This is a genomic window from Herpetosiphon gulosus, assembly GCF_039545135.1.
GTDB classification, from domain to species: domain Bacteria; phylum Chloroflexota; class Chloroflexia; order Chloroflexales; family Herpetosiphonaceae; genus Herpetosiphon; species Herpetosiphon gulosus.
In genome coordinates this window covers 1-15,501 of record NZ_BAABRU010000051.1, presented here as the reverse complement: position 1 = coordinate 15,501, position 15,501 = coordinate 1, and the positions used below count along the sequence as shown (strand labels likewise).

13 protein-coding genes are annotated in these 15,501 nt (G+C 49.9%); 9 read left to right on the top strand and 4 right to left on the bottom strand.

From position 1 onward, the window contains the following. Positions 1–387: 387 nt before the first annotated feature. Positions 388–1,656, bottom strand: coding sequence for a beta-ketoacyl-ACP synthase II (fabF, locus tag ABEB26_RS25985; RefSeq protein WP_345725007.1), 1,269 nt, complete (start codon positions 1,654–1,656; stop codon positions 388–390). A 305-nt stretch (positions 1,657–1,961) separates the two neighbouring features. Here fabF and ABEB26_RS25980 point away from each other — a divergent pair, with 305 nt between their 5' ends. Then, positions 1,962–3,215: a GAF domain-containing sensor histidine kinase gene (locus ABEB26_RS25980; protein ID WP_345725006.1), complete on the top strand. Its 1,254-nt coding sequence runs from the start codon at positions 1,962–1,964 to the stop codon at positions 3,213–3,215. A gap of 75 nt (positions 3,216–3,290) precedes the next feature. Here the strand turns inward: ABEB26_RS25980 and ABEB26_RS25975 are convergent, their stop codons facing one another. Further along, positions 3,291–4,274 carry a Gfo/Idh/MocA family protein gene (locus tag ABEB26_RS25975; protein ID WP_345725005.1) on the bottom strand — a complete coding sequence of 328 codons (984 nt, stop codon included), beginning with the start codon at positions 4,272–4,274 and terminating at the stop codon, positions 3,291–3,293. A gap of 193 nt (positions 4,275–4,467) precedes the next feature. Here ABEB26_RS25975 and ABEB26_RS25970 point away from each other — a divergent pair, with 193 nt between their 5' ends. Then, on the top strand, positions 4,468–5,802 hold the full coding sequence (locus ABEB26_RS25970) for a cytochrome P450 (RefSeq protein WP_345725004.1): 1,335 nt from the start codon (positions 4,468–4,470) through the stop codon (positions 5,800–5,802). Positions 5,803–5,873: 71 nt separating this feature from the next. Here ABEB26_RS25970 and ABEB26_RS25965 read toward each other — a convergent pair whose 3' ends face one another. Beyond that, positions 5,874–7,157 (bottom strand): hypothetical protein, encoded by a 1,284-nt coding sequence (locus tag ABEB26_RS25965; RefSeq protein ID WP_345725003.1) that lies wholly within the window; start codon positions 7,155–7,157, stop codon positions 5,874–5,876. Positions 7,158–7,323: 166 nt separating this feature from the next. Here ABEB26_RS25965 and ABEB26_RS25960 point away from each other — a divergent pair, with 166 nt between their 5' ends. The 7 genes from ABEB26_RS25960 to ABEB26_RS25930 all read left to right on the top strand — a co-directional run bounded on the left by ABEB26_RS25960 (position 7,324) and on the right by ABEB26_RS25930 (position 14,320). Beyond that, positions 7,324–8,100, top strand: coding sequence for a DUF2249 domain-containing protein (locus tag ABEB26_RS25960; RefSeq protein ID WP_345725001.1), 777 nt, complete (start codon positions 7,324–7,326; stop codon positions 8,098–8,100). Between the two features lie 137 nt (positions 8,101–8,237). Next, entirely contained in the window at positions 8,238–9,392 is a 1,155-nt protein-coding gene (locus ABEB26_RS25955) for an MFS transporter (RefSeq protein WP_345725000.1), read from the top strand. A 20-nt stretch (positions 9,393–9,412) separates the two neighbouring features. After that, entirely contained in the window at positions 9,413–11,659 is a 2,247-nt protein-coding gene (locus tag ABEB26_RS25950; RefSeq protein WP_345724999.1) for a molybdopterin oxidoreductase family protein, read from the top strand. A gap of 9 nt (positions 11,660–11,668) precedes the next feature. Then, entirely contained in the window at positions 11,669–12,289 is a 621-nt protein-coding gene (locus ABEB26_RS25945; RefSeq protein WP_345724998.1) for a 4Fe-4S dicluster domain-containing protein, read from the top strand. A gap of 50 nt (positions 12,290–12,339) precedes the next feature. Continuing rightward, positions 12,340–12,885: a QcrA and Rieske domain-containing protein gene (locus ABEB26_RS25940; RefSeq protein WP_345724997.1), complete on the top strand. Its 546-nt coding sequence runs from the start codon at positions 12,340–12,342 to the stop codon at positions 12,883–12,885. Then, positions 12,882–13,112 (top strand): DUF6755 family protein, encoded by a 231-nt coding sequence (locus tag ABEB26_RS25935; RefSeq protein ID WP_345724996.1) that lies wholly within the window; start codon positions 12,882–12,884, stop codon positions 13,110–13,112. The genes ABEB26_RS25940 and ABEB26_RS25935 overlap by 4 nt, the downstream gene beginning before the upstream one ends. 14 nt (positions 13,113–13,126) lie before the next feature. Beyond that, on the top strand, positions 13,127–14,320 hold the full coding sequence (locus tag ABEB26_RS25930; protein ID WP_345724995.1) for an MFS transporter: 1,194 nt from the start codon (positions 13,127–13,129) through the stop codon (positions 14,318–14,320). 271 nt (positions 14,321–14,591) lie between these two features. Here ABEB26_RS25930 and ABEB26_RS25925 read toward each other — a convergent pair whose 3' ends face one another. After that, positions 14,592–14,972, bottom strand: coding sequence for a hypothetical protein (locus ABEB26_RS25925; protein WP_345724994.1), 381 nt, complete (start codon positions 14,970–14,972; stop codon positions 14,592–14,594). Positions 14,973–15,501: the final 529 nt, after the last annotated feature.

The following is a 15,501-nucleotide window of genomic DNA, read 5'->3' as shown; positions in this document are numbered from 1 at the left end:
GTCGAGGTGGTTGTGCCCCACGCTGCTCCATCCCGAACCAGGCCGTGAACGCGACACACACCGAGGCTACTGCAGCACCCGCTGTGGGAACGTAGGAGGATGCGTACCGCTCCACAGAACCCTCGCTGGACAACATCCAGCGAGGGTTTTTATTGTTTAATCATTTTGCTGAGTTGAAACTTGATCTCACTAACGACCAGATGATAAACGATCAACCTATGTGGACACTCCAAAGGAATTTCGCCATATTCACAAATTTCAAATTGCTCAAAATAAAATACTTGATTATTAACTGTGAATATCAGTCAAAAGCTAAATCCTCATCCTTGTATCCCTTATAATTTATCAACTCTTCTCCTCTTCATCACTCATCCTTCATCATTTAACTTAGCTTTGCCAGCGCTTGAAAATTAGGCTGGCGTTGACTCCACCGAAGCCAAAGCCATTTGATAAGGCATATTCAATTGGCATTGGACGTGGTTCTTTGGCTACTAAATCGATGCCCACACTCGCTGGATCAGGATCTTCCAAGTTTAATGTGGCTGGTGCAATTTGGTCGCGAATCGCTAACGCTGTGAAAATCGCCTCAACTGCTCCCGCTGCTCCTAGTAAGTGGCCGGTTGAAGATTTGGTAGCGCTCACGACTAATCCAGAGTTCTCGCCAAATACTTGTTTAATTGCCGCAAGTTCGCCGCGATCGCCAACCTGGGTTGAGGTGGCATGGGCATTGAGATGTTGAACATCGCTAGCTGAGATTTGGGCTTGACGTAAAGCTAAGCGCATGGCTCGCGCCGCGCCTGAGCCATCTTCGGGGCCAGAGGTGATGTGGTAGGCATCGGCAGTTGTGCCATAACCAACTAGCTCAACCAATGGCGTTGCCCCACGAGCTAAGGCATGGTCTAAATCTTCCAAAACCAAAACGCCAGCACCCTCGCTCATTACAAAGCCATCGCGGGCTTGGTCGAATGGGCGCGAGGCCAAGCTTGGGCGATCGTTAAACTCGGTAGCTAAGGCACGGGCGGCGGCAAACCCGCCCAAACTAACGGGATCAAGCGCTGCTTCAGTGCCACCACAAACCGCAACATCGGCCTCGCCACTATGAATCAAGCGGGCACCATCGCCAATCGCTTGCAAACTGGCGGCGCATGCGGTGACTGGAGCAGCGATTGGCCCACGAAAACCATAGCGAATTGAAATATGGCCTGCTGCCAAGTTGATCAAAAAGGCTGGTACGGTAAACGGCGAGAGTCGTTGCGGACCTTTGCTATCTAAAGTGCGTACCGCTTGGGTAATGGTCGAAAATCCACCAACGCATGAGGCGATCAAGGTTGCAGTGCGCTCTTGGGCTTCCGTAGTTTGTGGTTGCCATTGGGCTTGCTGAAGTGCCTCGGCGGCAGCAGCCAAACCAAGCACAATAAAGCGATCCATTTTGCGTAGCTCTTTGCTATTAGCAACGGCACTTGGCTCGAAACCAGCCTGCGGATCATCGGCCAAACTTGGCACCATTCCGCCAATTGTGCTAGCCAAGCCAGCGCTGATCTGCTCAGGCAAAGGGCCAATTCCCGATTGCCCAGCCAATAGGCGTTGCCAAACTAAATCTACTCCGCAACCCAACGGCGAAACGATCCCCATTCCGGTAATGACAACACGACGCATAGTGGTTCCTTAACTAGATTGCTACGATGTGCAACAACCGTAGCAACACTATACCGCAGTTTTATCTGACCGTAGGTTTGGGCTGCAAATAACGTGTATGGAGGTCGGTAAAGGGTCGGTTTATTGGCGATCAATCTGTATCATAGGATGGAATAGATTCTGCTATCAAAAGAACCCGATTGGTAGGTATTTGCCTCGAAAGATTGGCTCTTGTTGTCGTCCTTATTCAAGTTGTATACTACCATGCGCTAGGCATCGATAGCTGATTTGTGGTTTGAACAAGGTTGTTAGAAAGAGAGTTATCAATGAATTTACATGATGATCATGCAATCGAACAGGAGATACTAGAGCGGTTGGCGACCCTCAGCACAATGCAATTTGATGATGTTGATCGGGCAATCCAAACCTATCTGGCGGTCGCATGTGAGGTAACTGGGACAACAACGGCCTTGATTGGCGATTTGAATCGAACGCATCAATATATTCGGGCGATTTATCCAGCAAGCACTGGCAATTTAGCGGCTGGCAGTACGCTAGCCCGCGAAGATACTTTTTGTCAATATGTTGATGTGACTGCTCAACCTTTGGTCGTTGACGATGCTGAGGTTGATCTGCGGGTTCAGCGTTTGCTTGAGCGGCTAGAAACACCAGTTCGAGCCTATTTGGGCGTGCCAATTCCAGCTTCAACTGCGGCATTAACTCCAACCTTATGTACTTTCGATCCACAGGTGCATCGCTTTACGCCAATTCATGTGGCAGCGCTTAAACTTTTGGCTCACCAAATCGCCCACTGGATGCCGTTGCTGCGTGCGCCTGCTACTGAGGAGCCGCCCGTCGCTCTGACGAATATGAGTGTGGCTGAACTAAACCAAATCGTCGCCCATGATATTCGCAATCCACTCCATTTTTTGCAGGGAACTTTGGAATTATTGCAGGATGATCCGCTATTGCCAGCAGATCATGCGCTGGGTTCGTTGTTGCCACAGGCTTATAACTCGGTGTTGCATATTCAGCGATTGGTACGCGATTTGGTTGATGGCACTGCTTTGATGACCGGAACACTCTCATTCGTGCGGCATACGATTGATCTGAGCACCTTAATTCCTGAGATTGTGGCGGTCGCCAGCACGATGCTCCGTTCAACATGTCGCATTCATCTGGAAATCGCACCAGATCTACCAGCGCTCATCAGCGATCGCGATCGAGTTTGGCAAATTGTGCACAATTTAGTCAGCAATGCTGTGCGCTATACCGAGGCAGGCACCATTACGATTCGGGCGTATGCCAACGATAATCACATGTTGCAAATTGACGTTGAAGATACTGGGCCTGGCATCAACCCCGCTGATAGCATGCGAATTTGGGAACGCCATACCCGCGCAAGCACTGTGGCTCAAGGTTGGGGCTTGGGCTTGGCGATTGTACGGGCACTGGTGTTGGCTTTGGGTGGTCAAGTTGGCATGACTAGTACCTTAGGGCAAGGTAGTTGTTTTTGGGTAACGTTCCCCTTCGTGCGGCCTGAACCAGCTTTGGTTGATTATCAGCCTTGGCGTTCGTAGCATTTCGCTGAATTCCCTTACCCTTCTCCCGCAATTTACGAGAGAAGGGCCGGAAAATTTGAGTCGCGAACGATGCTAACGCTCGTCGGGGTAGGTTATGCCCCAGCTTTGACGCAATTGATCCATTGTATTGATCAGGCTGCGCGAGGCTTCCCACGTGACGATCGGGCTTTCGATTAAACCTGCTTGAATACATTCGGCCACATGGGCTACTTCGGTAACATAGCCATTGCCGATAAATGGCAGATCGAGGGTTTCAGTTGGTTGGCCGTTGCTTTGCACGACTAATTGTTGAGAGTGCCAAAAATTGCGTTGAAAGCGAATATAGCCACTGCTGCCTGTGACCGTCGCTTCGCATGGCCCCGCCGCTCGCACGCTGGCAACACAGTTGGCTTGGCGATCATCGCCATATTCCAAAATGATGCTTTCTTGTTCATCGACCCCAGTTTGCCCAATTTGGGCTTGACCATAAACACTGGTTGGTGCGCCAAACAAATACAAGGCTAAGGCCAATGGGTAAATTCCGATATCGAGCAGCGCTCCACCACCAAGCGCCGGATCATACATCCGATGGCTTGGATCAAATGGGAAGTGCACGCTGAAATCAGCGTGGAACAGGTGTGGTTTGCCAATTGCCCCGGCTTCAATTAATTGTTTGGCTTTGATTGTGCTGGGGTGAAACCACATCCACATGGCTTCCATCAAAAAGCGTTGGTTGGCTTGGGCTGCGGCGATCATCGCTTCAACTTGTTGGCTGTTGATGCCCATTGGTTTTTCGCACAGTACATGTTTGCCAGCATTCAAGCAGGCGATGGTTTGCTCAGCATGGCGTGGGTGTGGCGAGCCAATAATCACCACATCTAACTCGGGGTCAGCCAAAAAGGCTGCCTGATCGCTATAGGCATGGGCAAATTGATGGGTTTGGGCGAAGCTTTCAGCCGAGGCCTGATTGCGCGAAAGCACGCTCCAACGTTGGGCATTCGGCAAATCGGCTAAGGCGTTGGCAAATTGTTCAGCGATCCAGCCTGTTCCGAGCAGCCCCCATTTTAGTTGTTGCATGAATGTTCTCCAACAGTCGATGAATCCGGTCTCATGCTACCACGTAATTAGACCACGACGTTTAAACAGGCGATTAATAATTGATCATCATCGTGGCCGATTCGTGATCAAGGTGTGAACATTGATCAATTGCTCTCGACAAGCCCGCTTGTTCGGCGTATGATCGAGGTTATTCGGACTAAGGAGTAGGCATATGCTACAGCAGCAACCACCTGGGCCAACCCCACGCTTTCCCAATTTATTGATGCGGTTTCGGCGTAATCCTTTGCTTTTTTTAACCCAAGCCGCACGTGAATATGGCGATGTGGTGCGTTTGAAATTTGGGCCACGCGAATTAATTTTATTAAATCATCCTGATGATATTCAGGCCATGTTCGTGACCAATCAGAAGATTTTGGCCAAAAGTGTGGTGTTGCAACGCTCCAAACGATTATTGGGCAATGGCTTGTTGACCAGCGAAGGCGAGCAACACATGCGCCAGCGCCGTTTGGTGCAGCCCGCTTTTCATCGCAAACGGATCGCGGGTTACGCTGAGGTAATGGCAGGCTATGCCGCCGAAATGCGCGAACAATGGCAACCAAACCAAGTCTTTGATGTCCATGCTGAGATGATGCGCCTAACCTTGCGCATTGTGGCTAAAACCTTGTTCGATGCTGATGTTGAGCGCGATGCCCAGGCGGTTGGCGAAGCGCTTGAACATTTGCTCAATCGCTTTAATGTGATGATTTTGCCCTTTGCTGAGTTGATCGAACGCTTGCCACTTGCCTCAAATCGGCGGGTTCAAGCCAGCATTCACTATCTCGATCAATTGATGTTTCGGGTGATCGAAGAACGTCGCCGCGACCAACGTGACCATGGTGATTTGCTCTCGATGCTGCTCTTGGCTCAAGATACCGAGGGCGATGGCACGGGGATGGATAATCAACAAGTGCGCGATGAAGCAATTACGCTGTTTTTGGCTGGCCATGAAACTACTGCAAATGCCCTAAGTTGGACATGGTACTTGCTCAGTCAACATCCTGCGATTGCTGAACGTTGGTATCGCGAACTCGACGAGGTGCTGGCAGGGCGGGTTCCAACCATGGATGATGTTCAAAACTTGAGCTATACCCGCATGATTTTGGCCGAATCGATTCGTATGTATCCACCAGCTTGGATTATAGGGCGTGAAGCGTTGGCCGAATATCAGGTTGGCGATTACGTTTTTCCCGCTGGGATTGGCCTGACCGTTTCGCCGTTTGTGGTGCATCATGATGAACGTTGGTATCCCAATGCCTACCAATTTAACCCCGAACGTTGGACAGCTGAACAAATTGCCCAACGCCCGAAGTGGAGCTACATTCCGTTTGGTGGTGGCTCACGGATTTGCATTGGTGAGCAATTTGCTTGGATGGAAGGCATTTTATTGCTGGCAACACTTGGTCAGCGCTGGCGCTTAAAGCTTGTGCCTGAGCATCCGGTGGCTTTGCAACCAGTAATTACCCTACGGCCACGCCATGGAATCAAGATGGTCGCGGTTGCCCGTTAAGTGATCGTGGATATGTGGTGGTTTGGGGCTATCAGCGTTTGGTACTGAGCTAATCTCCGATAGCCTTCAGCCTATAGCCCCATTTCTATGTTCTTTGCGCTAGGTTTTAAGCGTAGCCCATGCCAACAATTGAGCAGTAATGCTACACCACTGGCAGCGATTAGACCGCTGCCTAGGCGTAAAACCCAAATACTGTTGATTACGACTGCAACAATTACCAAGCCACTGCCCAAGCCATAACTTGCAATCGAGATGCTACTCAGTTGCGGCCAAAATAGCTCGCGGGCGGTGGTTGGTACATGCTGATTGGGGTCATTGGCGCGGGCAATCCAAATCAAAAAGGGAATAATTTTGTGTAACATGGTCATGATTGCTAGGCCAATCCAGCCTTGCATGGCTGCCATAAACAACACCTGAAATTGCTTAACACCACTGCTTGGCAACCAACCTTGGCTGGCCGCAATCGCCCAGCCACTACAAATCAGCAGCCATGCGCCTGCCGCAATAAACACTTTAATCGGGCTTTCAACCTGGCGGCGAATTCGGTGTTTGAGGATCGAGCGCACATCAGCGAGCCATGCGCTGATACTGAGCACAATTAAACCTATACAACTCAACATAATCCATTGTGGCAATTGATGCCACAAGGCTACGCCTGTAGCATAAGCAGCAGCATTCATGCCAATTACCGCGACCCAGCGCCAACGGCAAGTATAGCCATGCGCGAGGGTAAACATTGCCAATAAGCGATAACTGAGCGCTAAGGTCAGCGTGCTAAACCAGCCCAAAACGCCCAACGTAGCATGACCCAATGGGCCATAGGCCACCAAACTAGGCCAAATCAGCACCGAACGATTGATCACCAAGCCAATCCCGATTAGGAGTTGAATTGCTAAGGTGGTTAATGCTAAACTGATCCCAATCGTCGTCACATCCCACTGTTGAGCAACCCATAACGTGCGGCCATAGCTCGCCAAAATACCTAACAAGCCAATACTCATCAATCCCGCCCCACTAATCAGCCAATGAGCAGCCGCTTGACTAAATGCCCAGCTAAACATGCCGCTGCCAACTACAAACGCGCTAAAGCTCCAATCGACCATGCCGCGCCAAGCCAAGGGTTGTTGTAATAGGACTGGCAAGAGTTGATATAAGGCCGCCAAACAAATTAAGCTGGCCCAGCCAAGCGTGATCAGGTGGGTCAAACTTAAGATGTTGGGGCTGTAGGGGAAGCCAACCAACTGCGGCGCAATCAGCCCTTGCAAACTGGCCCAAACTAGCAAAAATCCTTGAGCAATCAGCAACAGAATCAACACATTGCGGGCGTGATTATAGCTTTGGCTGGGCACATGCATCGCATCCTCGTTTCAGCAAGCAATTAACCGATGCTTCAGCCTAGCAAATTGTGGCTAGCGATGGCGTGACTTTTCTCACATGACGTGGTTGTGAGAAAAGTCGCTGCTCAATCGACCTGCTGGCGCTAGACTCGCCATAGTGAGCTATTAGCGCAACGAGGTATCCATGATTACCGCTACTATGACGGTCGCTGACATTCTCAAGCGTTATCCCAATTTGCTTGAGGTTTTGGTGGCGCAACATCAGGCCTTTCAACGGCTGCGCAATCCGCTATTGCGGCGGGTATTTGCGCGGATGGTTACAGTTGAACAAGCTGCCCAAATTGCCCAACTTGAGCCAGCCAGTTTAGTGCAAGCGCTGAATCAGGCCAATGGCGAACCAATCGAGGCTCCGCCACTTGCTGAATCTTCCAACGAGCAGCTTGATCCAACAATCCTGCCAGCTTGGCTGCAATTCAGCAATATCAGCTATCTACTCGATGTACGCGAAGCCCAAGCAACCGCCCAAAACCCCTTGGCACTGATTACTCCCGCCACATTGGCCTTGGCTGATGATCAACTTTTGCTTTTGCGTAGTAGCTTCGAGCCAGTGCCGTTGTATCAGTGGCTGGCGCGGCGGGGCTACCAAGCTTGGGCACACCAACATACCAGCGACGATTGGTTGGTGGTGATCGGACGGCTGGCTACTGCCGAAACTCAGCCAAGCGACCAGCCTAACCCAGCCAAGCCATGTGTCGCTTTGGATAATCGTGGCCTCAAGCCACCCGAACCGATGGTGCGCACGATTACGACGCTCAAAAAGTTGCCAACCGCGAGCTATCTAATCGGCGTTACCGACCGGATTCCAGTGATTTTGCACGAAACACTGAGTGACGAAGGCTACACGTTTGAGTCGTTAGGCCAGCTTCAACAAAGCTATCTGACCCTGATTACAGCGATGTAAGGAGTTTTCAACCTCAGGTATTTACACGTATTTAGCTGATTACCGTGTTGTGGGTTGCTAGCGAATCTTCTATCTGCTATTCCCCTGCATGTGCCAAGTGAAAACAACAGTGTCGTTATTGGTTCAAGGAGCACCCGATGGTCAAACCTCGCCCGGTTCGTAAAGCGATTATCTGGGGTTGCATCACCACTTTTAGTCTTGCGATCATGATTGCGATTGGCTCACGCGATCTGGCGCATTTTGATGCAGCCCTCGTCGCTTATACCTTTGCTACGCTTTTTGCCACGTTTGGCATTACCTATCGCTATACGATGTGGCTGCAACGCCCGCCAACCGCCATGTATTGGAAGCGTGGCTGGCAAATGTTTTTTAAACCACAACGTTTATTGACCAACACGCGCAATTTGTTTACCCGCACAACCAGCGATTTTGCTGCTAATCGCTTTATTTGGAAGCGCGGAAAATTGCGTTGGCTAGCCCATTGGTTCATTATGTGGGGCTGTATTATTGCCATCGCAATCACCTTTCCCTTGGTGTTTGGTTGGCTACACTTCGAAAGTGTGCCAGGCTCGTTGGAGTCATATCGGGCCTATATTTTTGGCTTTGCACTCTTCGATTTTCCGGTGCATTCGATGTTTGCCTTTTTAATGTTTCATGGCTTGGTTTGGTCGTCGTTTGCCGTGATTTTTGGGGTAATGCTGGCGATGTGGCGACGCATGCGCGACCATGGGGCGGCCTCAGTTCAGCAATTTGTTGAAGATATTTTGCCACTGATTTTGCTATTTGCGATTAGCGTGACTGGCGTGATGCTGACCGCTAGCTACACCTGGATGCGTGGCTATGCCTTCGATTTCATTGCGATTCTGCACGCCATTACGGTAATTTTTACCTTGCTGTATATGCCGTTTGGTAAGTTTTTTCATATTTTTCAACGACCTGCTCAGCTTGGAGCAACCTTCTATAAAGATGCCGGAGCCGTCAGCGAGCAAGCTCATTGCCGCCGTTGTGGCGAGGCTTATTCCTCGCGCATGCATATCGAAGATTTGATCACGGTGCAAAAGCAATTGGGTTTTCGCTACGAAGTTGAGGGCGAAATCGAACATTATCAATGGATTTGCCCACCCTGTCGGCGGGCAATGCTAGTTTTAGCCCAAACCAAACAGTGGCAAGGCAATTTTGGTGATCAAATGTTTTCGAGCATCGGCGAGCAGCCGGTTGCCCCGCGTTTTGGCAACGCTGTGGTTAGCGAAGGCCCACTTGGTCATGAGGATCAGGCCAACCTGCATTTTTAGGTTTATGAGGAGTTTCAATCATGGCACAGCTACCCCGTTCTGAACTCGATATTATTGCAGCATTTGGCCCACACCTTGCTCATGCCCAAGGTCAACGGCTTGAAGCTGGGGTTGAGCCAGATCGCTTGGTCAAAACTCATTGTTGCTTTTGTGGTCAGCAATGTGGCATTCAACTTAAAGTCAAAGATAACACCGTAATCGGCTTTGAGCCGTGGTATGACTTTCCGTTCAACCAAGGCATGCTTTGCCCTAAAGGGGTTAAACGCTATTTACAAGGAGCGCATCCCGACCGATTGCTGACTGCCTTGGAGCGTGATCCTGCCAGTAGCGGCGGTTTTCGGCCAATTGGCTATGATGCAGCGATTCAGCGGGTTGCTGGTGAAATTGCTCGCATCCAAGCAATGTATGGCAATAGTGCCTTTGGGATTCTCTCAGGGGCAAGTTTGACCACCGAAAAAACCTATCTGATGGGCAAATTTGCCCGTATGTGCCTCAAAACGCCCTATATCGACTACAACGGGCGCTTGTGTATGGTCAGTGCTGGCGCTGGTAACAAAAAATCGTTTGGGATTGACCGCGCTGCCAATGCTTGGGACGATATGTTGAACACCGATGTGGTCTGGATTAGTGGGGCAAATGTGGCCGAATGTGCGCCGATTACCACCAGCTATGTGTGGCGAGCACGCGAAAACGGAGCCAAAATCATTGTCGTTGATCCACGGATCACGCCGATTGCCCGCACCTGTGACTTGTATTTGCCAATCAAGCCAGGCCGCGATATTGCCCTGTTCAACGGTATTTTGCACCTGATGATCAAAAATGATTGGCTCGATCATGAATTTATCAACAATCACACGGTTGGTTTTGATGCGGTGGCCGACCACGTTGCCGATTGGACACCCAAGCGGACTGCCGAAGTTACCGGCATTGCAGAAAAGGGCATTCAACAGGCCGCTGAAATCTGGGGTACGGCCAAAACCTCATTTATGACTCACGCTCGTGGCATCGAACACCACTCGCATGGGGTGCAAAATGTGTTGGGTGCAATTAGTTTGGTGCTAGCTTCAGGCCGGATCGGGCGGCCAAATTGTGGCTATGCGACGATCACAGGCCAAGCCAATGGTCAAGGTGGCCGCGAGCATGGCCAAAAATGTGACCAATTGCCGGGCTGGCGCGATTTAGCCAACCCCGAACATCGCCAACATATCGCCAATATTTGGGATATGCCAGTCGAAGATATGCCGCAGCCTGGAGTTGATGCCTACGAAATTTTTCGCAAAATCGAAACTGGCGAGATCAAAGGCCTGCTCAGTTTGTGCTTCAATCCCAAAGTTTCGCTGCCCGATAGCGAATATGTCAGTGCCATGCTCGATAAGCTGGAATTTTATACGTCAATTGATTTCTTCTTGAATGATAGTGCACGCCATGCCGATATTGTCTTGCCTGGCTCGCTGCAAGAGGAAGATGAAGGCACGGTGACCCAAGCCGAAGGTCGAGTGATCAAAATCAATCAAGCAATTCAATCGCCTGGTGATGCTCGCCAAGATTGGCGGATCATTCAGGATATTGCTAAGGCTTTGGGTCGTAGCAAAGGCTTTACATTCAGCGAGCCACGCGAGATTTTCGATGAATTGCGGCGTGCTTCCAAAGGTGGCGTTGCCGATTATTCGGGCATTACCTATGAAAAAATCGAAGCTCAAAATGGGGTTTTCTGGCCTTGCCCTAGTGATGATCATCCCGGCACCCCGCGCTTGTTCGAGCCAAATTCGTGGAATCCAGTTGCCAAAGGTGCAGGCCCATTCTACTTTCCCGATGGCAAAGCTCGTTTCAATGTTGCGCCCTACACCCCGCCCACCGAAGATGTTGATGCTGAATATCCTTTGATGTTAACAACTGGCCGTGTGATTAGCCACTTCCTTTCGGGCACGCAAACGCGGCGGATTGGCCCCTTGGTTGATCAATATGCTGAGCCACGGATTGAAATGCACCCGCAATTGGCCATGCGCCATAACATTCAAGAAGGCGATTGGGTGACGGCTCAAACGCGGCGCGGTGAAATTACCCTGCGGGCGCAGCTGGTGCGCACAATTCGCCCCGATACGATCTTTGTGCCCTATCACTGGGCCGGCCAAAAGAGCATTAATCGCCTGACGATCGCCGCCCAAGACCCAATCTCGAAAATTCCTGAGTATAAGGTTTGTGCGGTGCGGATTGCCAAAGCGACCCAAGCGCCAGCTTATGCCAGCCAACTTGAGCCACAGCAATAGGAGCCTGCCATGCCTGAAGCCCAGTATGAATTTTTTATTGATCCCAGCCGCTGTATTGGCTGCCAATCGTGTGTGCAAGCCTGTAGCGAGTGTGATACCCACAAAGGCCGCGCCATGATTCACCTTGAATTTGTGAATCGCCAGTATTCGACCCAAACTGCGCCTGTGGTGTGTATGCACTGCAATTCGCCGACTTGTGCCGAGGTTTGCCCAGCAGATGCGATTAAGAAAACGCCTGATGGAGTGGTGCAAACCGCTCGCAAACCCCGCTGTATCGCTTGCAATAACTGTGTGCTGGCCTGCCCGTTTGGCGTGCCCAAGATGAATAGTGAAGCCGAACTGATGATGAAATGCGATATGTGTTATGACCGAACTTCGATAGGAAAAGCGCCGATGTGTGCCTCGGTCTGCCCAAGTGGTGCTTTATACTACGGGACGCGCGAGCAAATTGAGGCCCAACGTCCCCGCTCGATGCCTGTGAATCAATTTCAATTTGGTCAGCAAGTTATCAGCACAAAAGTCCACATGATGGTGCCACGAACCGCCCAACCAGAACACATCGACGTGCTTTCGGCCATGCATGATCACACTAGCGGCCAAGATATTTTCTTGATGATGCATGAGGATTGAAGCCGTCGCTTGCGCTTGTTGAAGCTCTATCAGAAAGGACTTGCTGAATTATGACCCGCGATCACGATGAACTTTCGCTGGCTCCCGATGGCCTGCCGTTGTGCCAACAACCCCAATGGCGACAAGATTTTCCAATCGACGTGGCCCAAGATAACTATGTTTCACGGCGTGAGTTTGCGAAATTTTTGGTGCTGATTAGCTCGGCGTTTAGTGCTGGCCAATTTTGGATCTTGTTTAAAAATTGGCAGCGCAACCAAGCCGCCGCTCCGCCAGTTCAAAAAATCGCCAATTTAGCTGATATTCCGGTTGGTGGAACGCTGCTATTTCGTTACCCCAACGAGCATGAGCCATGCATTTTGGTGCGGCCTGATGAGAATACCTTCGTTGCCTATAGCCAAAAATGCACCCACCTGTCATGTGCGGTTATTCCCAACGTTGCCGAAAATAAAATCGTCTGTCCATGCCATCAAGGCTATTTTAGTTTGGATGAAGGCCGACCATTAGCGGGGCCGCCCCAACGCCCATTGCCACGGATTCATGTTGAAGTGCAAGGCGATGAGGTGTTTGCGATCTCGGTGGAGTTACGCAGCATATGAAACAACGCTTTCCCCGCCATCAAAAAATGACCATCGTCCATGGCATTTTAAGTATCGTGCTGATCATCGATATTGTGCAGCTTTGGCTGTTGACTGCCACCATGAACTCGTATCTTGGTGGCGATAGCGGTGTGCCACTGCCAGCCTTAATCTTTAGCTGCATCTGTTTACTGCTCAACCTTGGCTTGCTGAGATTCCTCTACAAGCTTGATCGAACTGCCAACTGATTAGGAGCCTTGCAATGACTGCTCAAGCAACGGCCAATGGCGGCCAAGCCCGTGGCAATTTGGGCCAATTAATCCTCGCAACCGGGGCATTTGCGGTCTGTTTTGCGATTTTCGGCTCGGTTTCGGCCATGATGCCAACCATTAAAACTGATTTGAATCTCACTCCGGTGCAGGTAAGCGTTGCGCTAGCCTTACCAGTGCTACTCGGTAGTTTGGGACGAATTCCCTTGGGGATGTTGACTGACCGCTATGGTGGGAGGGTGGTGTTTAGTGCGGTGATGGCTGGCTCGATTATTCCATCACTCGGTATGGGCTGGGTCGAGACCTACAACCAACTCTTGATTGCGGCGTTTGGTTGTGGCTTAGCCTTGGCTAGTTTCTCGGTTGGGGTTGGTTTTGTGAGTGGCTGGTATCCACCGCAACGTCAAGGCTTTGCCTTAGGCGTGTATGGTGCTGGCAATGCTGGGCAATCGTTGGCCGCGTTTGGCGCACCAGTGCTAGCCGCCAATTTAGGCTATCAATGGGGCTTTTGGTTTTTTTCGGCCTTGACTGTGGTTTGGCTGATTTGCTTTATGCTCTTTGCCCGTAATGCACCGCGCCAAGGGCCAATCAAAAGCTTGAGCCAAATTTTACAACCCATGAGCAGCCCCAAAAGTTGGGTTTTAAGCCTCTACTACTTTTTAACTTTTGGTGGTTTTGTGGCGATGGCGGTTTATCTGCCAACCTTGCTGACCGATTTATTTGGAATTAGCAAAACCGATGCTGGCTTGCGGACTGCTGGCTTTGTGCTGGTTGCTACTGCTGCCCGACCATTTGGCGGTGTGTTGGCCGATAAAATTGGCGGCACGACAATCTTGAAATGGGTTTTCCCAATTACCACCTGTATGGCTGGCTTGATGGCCTTCAGCAATGTTGTGCCATTTACGATTGGCGCCTTGGGCATGGCCGCCGCAATTGGCTTAGGCAATGGGGCCGTGTTCAAATTAGTGCCCGAATATTTCCCGCAATCGGTGGGGATTGTGACGGGCTTGGTGGGCGCGGCTGGTGGTTTGGGTGGCTTCTTCCCACCGTTGCTGCTCGGTTATATTCGCCAACAAACTGGCTCGTTTAGCTATGGTTTTGTAGCTTTGGCGCTGTTTACCTTGGTTTGCTGGTTTGTGCTCTACTACAACAATCGACCGCGTCGTCCAACCCCTCAATTAGCTTAATGATGTTGGCGACCCACTCAAACCAGTGTGGGTCGCTGTTTTTTAGGCTTCAGGTAAAAGTATTCTAACCTTGAGATCATCACTTAGAACATTTTGTATACTAATGATGATCAATTACGCCCCAATCGGCAACGATCTGCAATAAATAAGGGATAGATTTTTCGATAGGTATCCGTAGCAGACATAAATCAACCAATGCCTCCAGAATGCACGAAGCCTTATTGCACTCCACGGCTTTCATAATAACACTGGTATGCATCGAACCCACCGATTAGCGAATAACAGCTGGCAAATAGACATCTGTGTTGGTTGATAGGATGTTATAACAAAGAGATGGATTAAGCCCATGATTATTGGCAATGTTATCAATATCTGTTTCCAATGCAGGGTTTTCGCCAAGAAGCCATGTATAGACTTCGCGCGTAGATCCTGGTAGGTTATTCTTAACAGCATTCCAAACCAAGCGATAATTTTGAATAGTATCACAGCGTTCACGGTTACCAATATCGTGAATATCATACATAAAAGCAGCACCTGCCCCTCCCGCTGTTGGGCCTGATGTATAAGGATCTGGGAATTCTAAATCGCGGATGACTACCATACCATTAAAAGTCCCAACATAATCTTGTTGTCCTTGAATGACTGCTTGCATATAGGTTGGAAAGCCCTCAGCAAGTCCACATTGGGGATGAAGATCTCTAGCCCAAGAACATACATGGCGATGCGATGAAGTATTCGGCACCATAGAGTTTATGGATAACATAGTGCCCATATTCATGCAAAATAATATCTGGTTCTTTACTATGCGAGTTATCTATCGTGATTAGATGGATCGAATCGTCATAAAATGATCCAAGATTATTTGATCTTTTCCAATATACTCTTAAATCATTGAAATTGTTCGTCCACCCCCAATAATTTGTAAGGTAATAGCGTGCGTTGTAGGCGATCTGTGAATAGATTAGAAATGCTGTATTTATATCACTATTTCTGGGCATTATACTATTAGGAAATTCTATTTCTGGATACTGATAATTATAAATTGAACGAAGCGCTCTCGCGCAGAGAGTCTGTCGCCCATTGGTCTCATGATCGTTCCACTCTTGGCACGATTCCTCCTACTCGTTGGTCATTGATCAACGAATAGGAGGCCACCCATGACCACACTCCGCCACCGGATG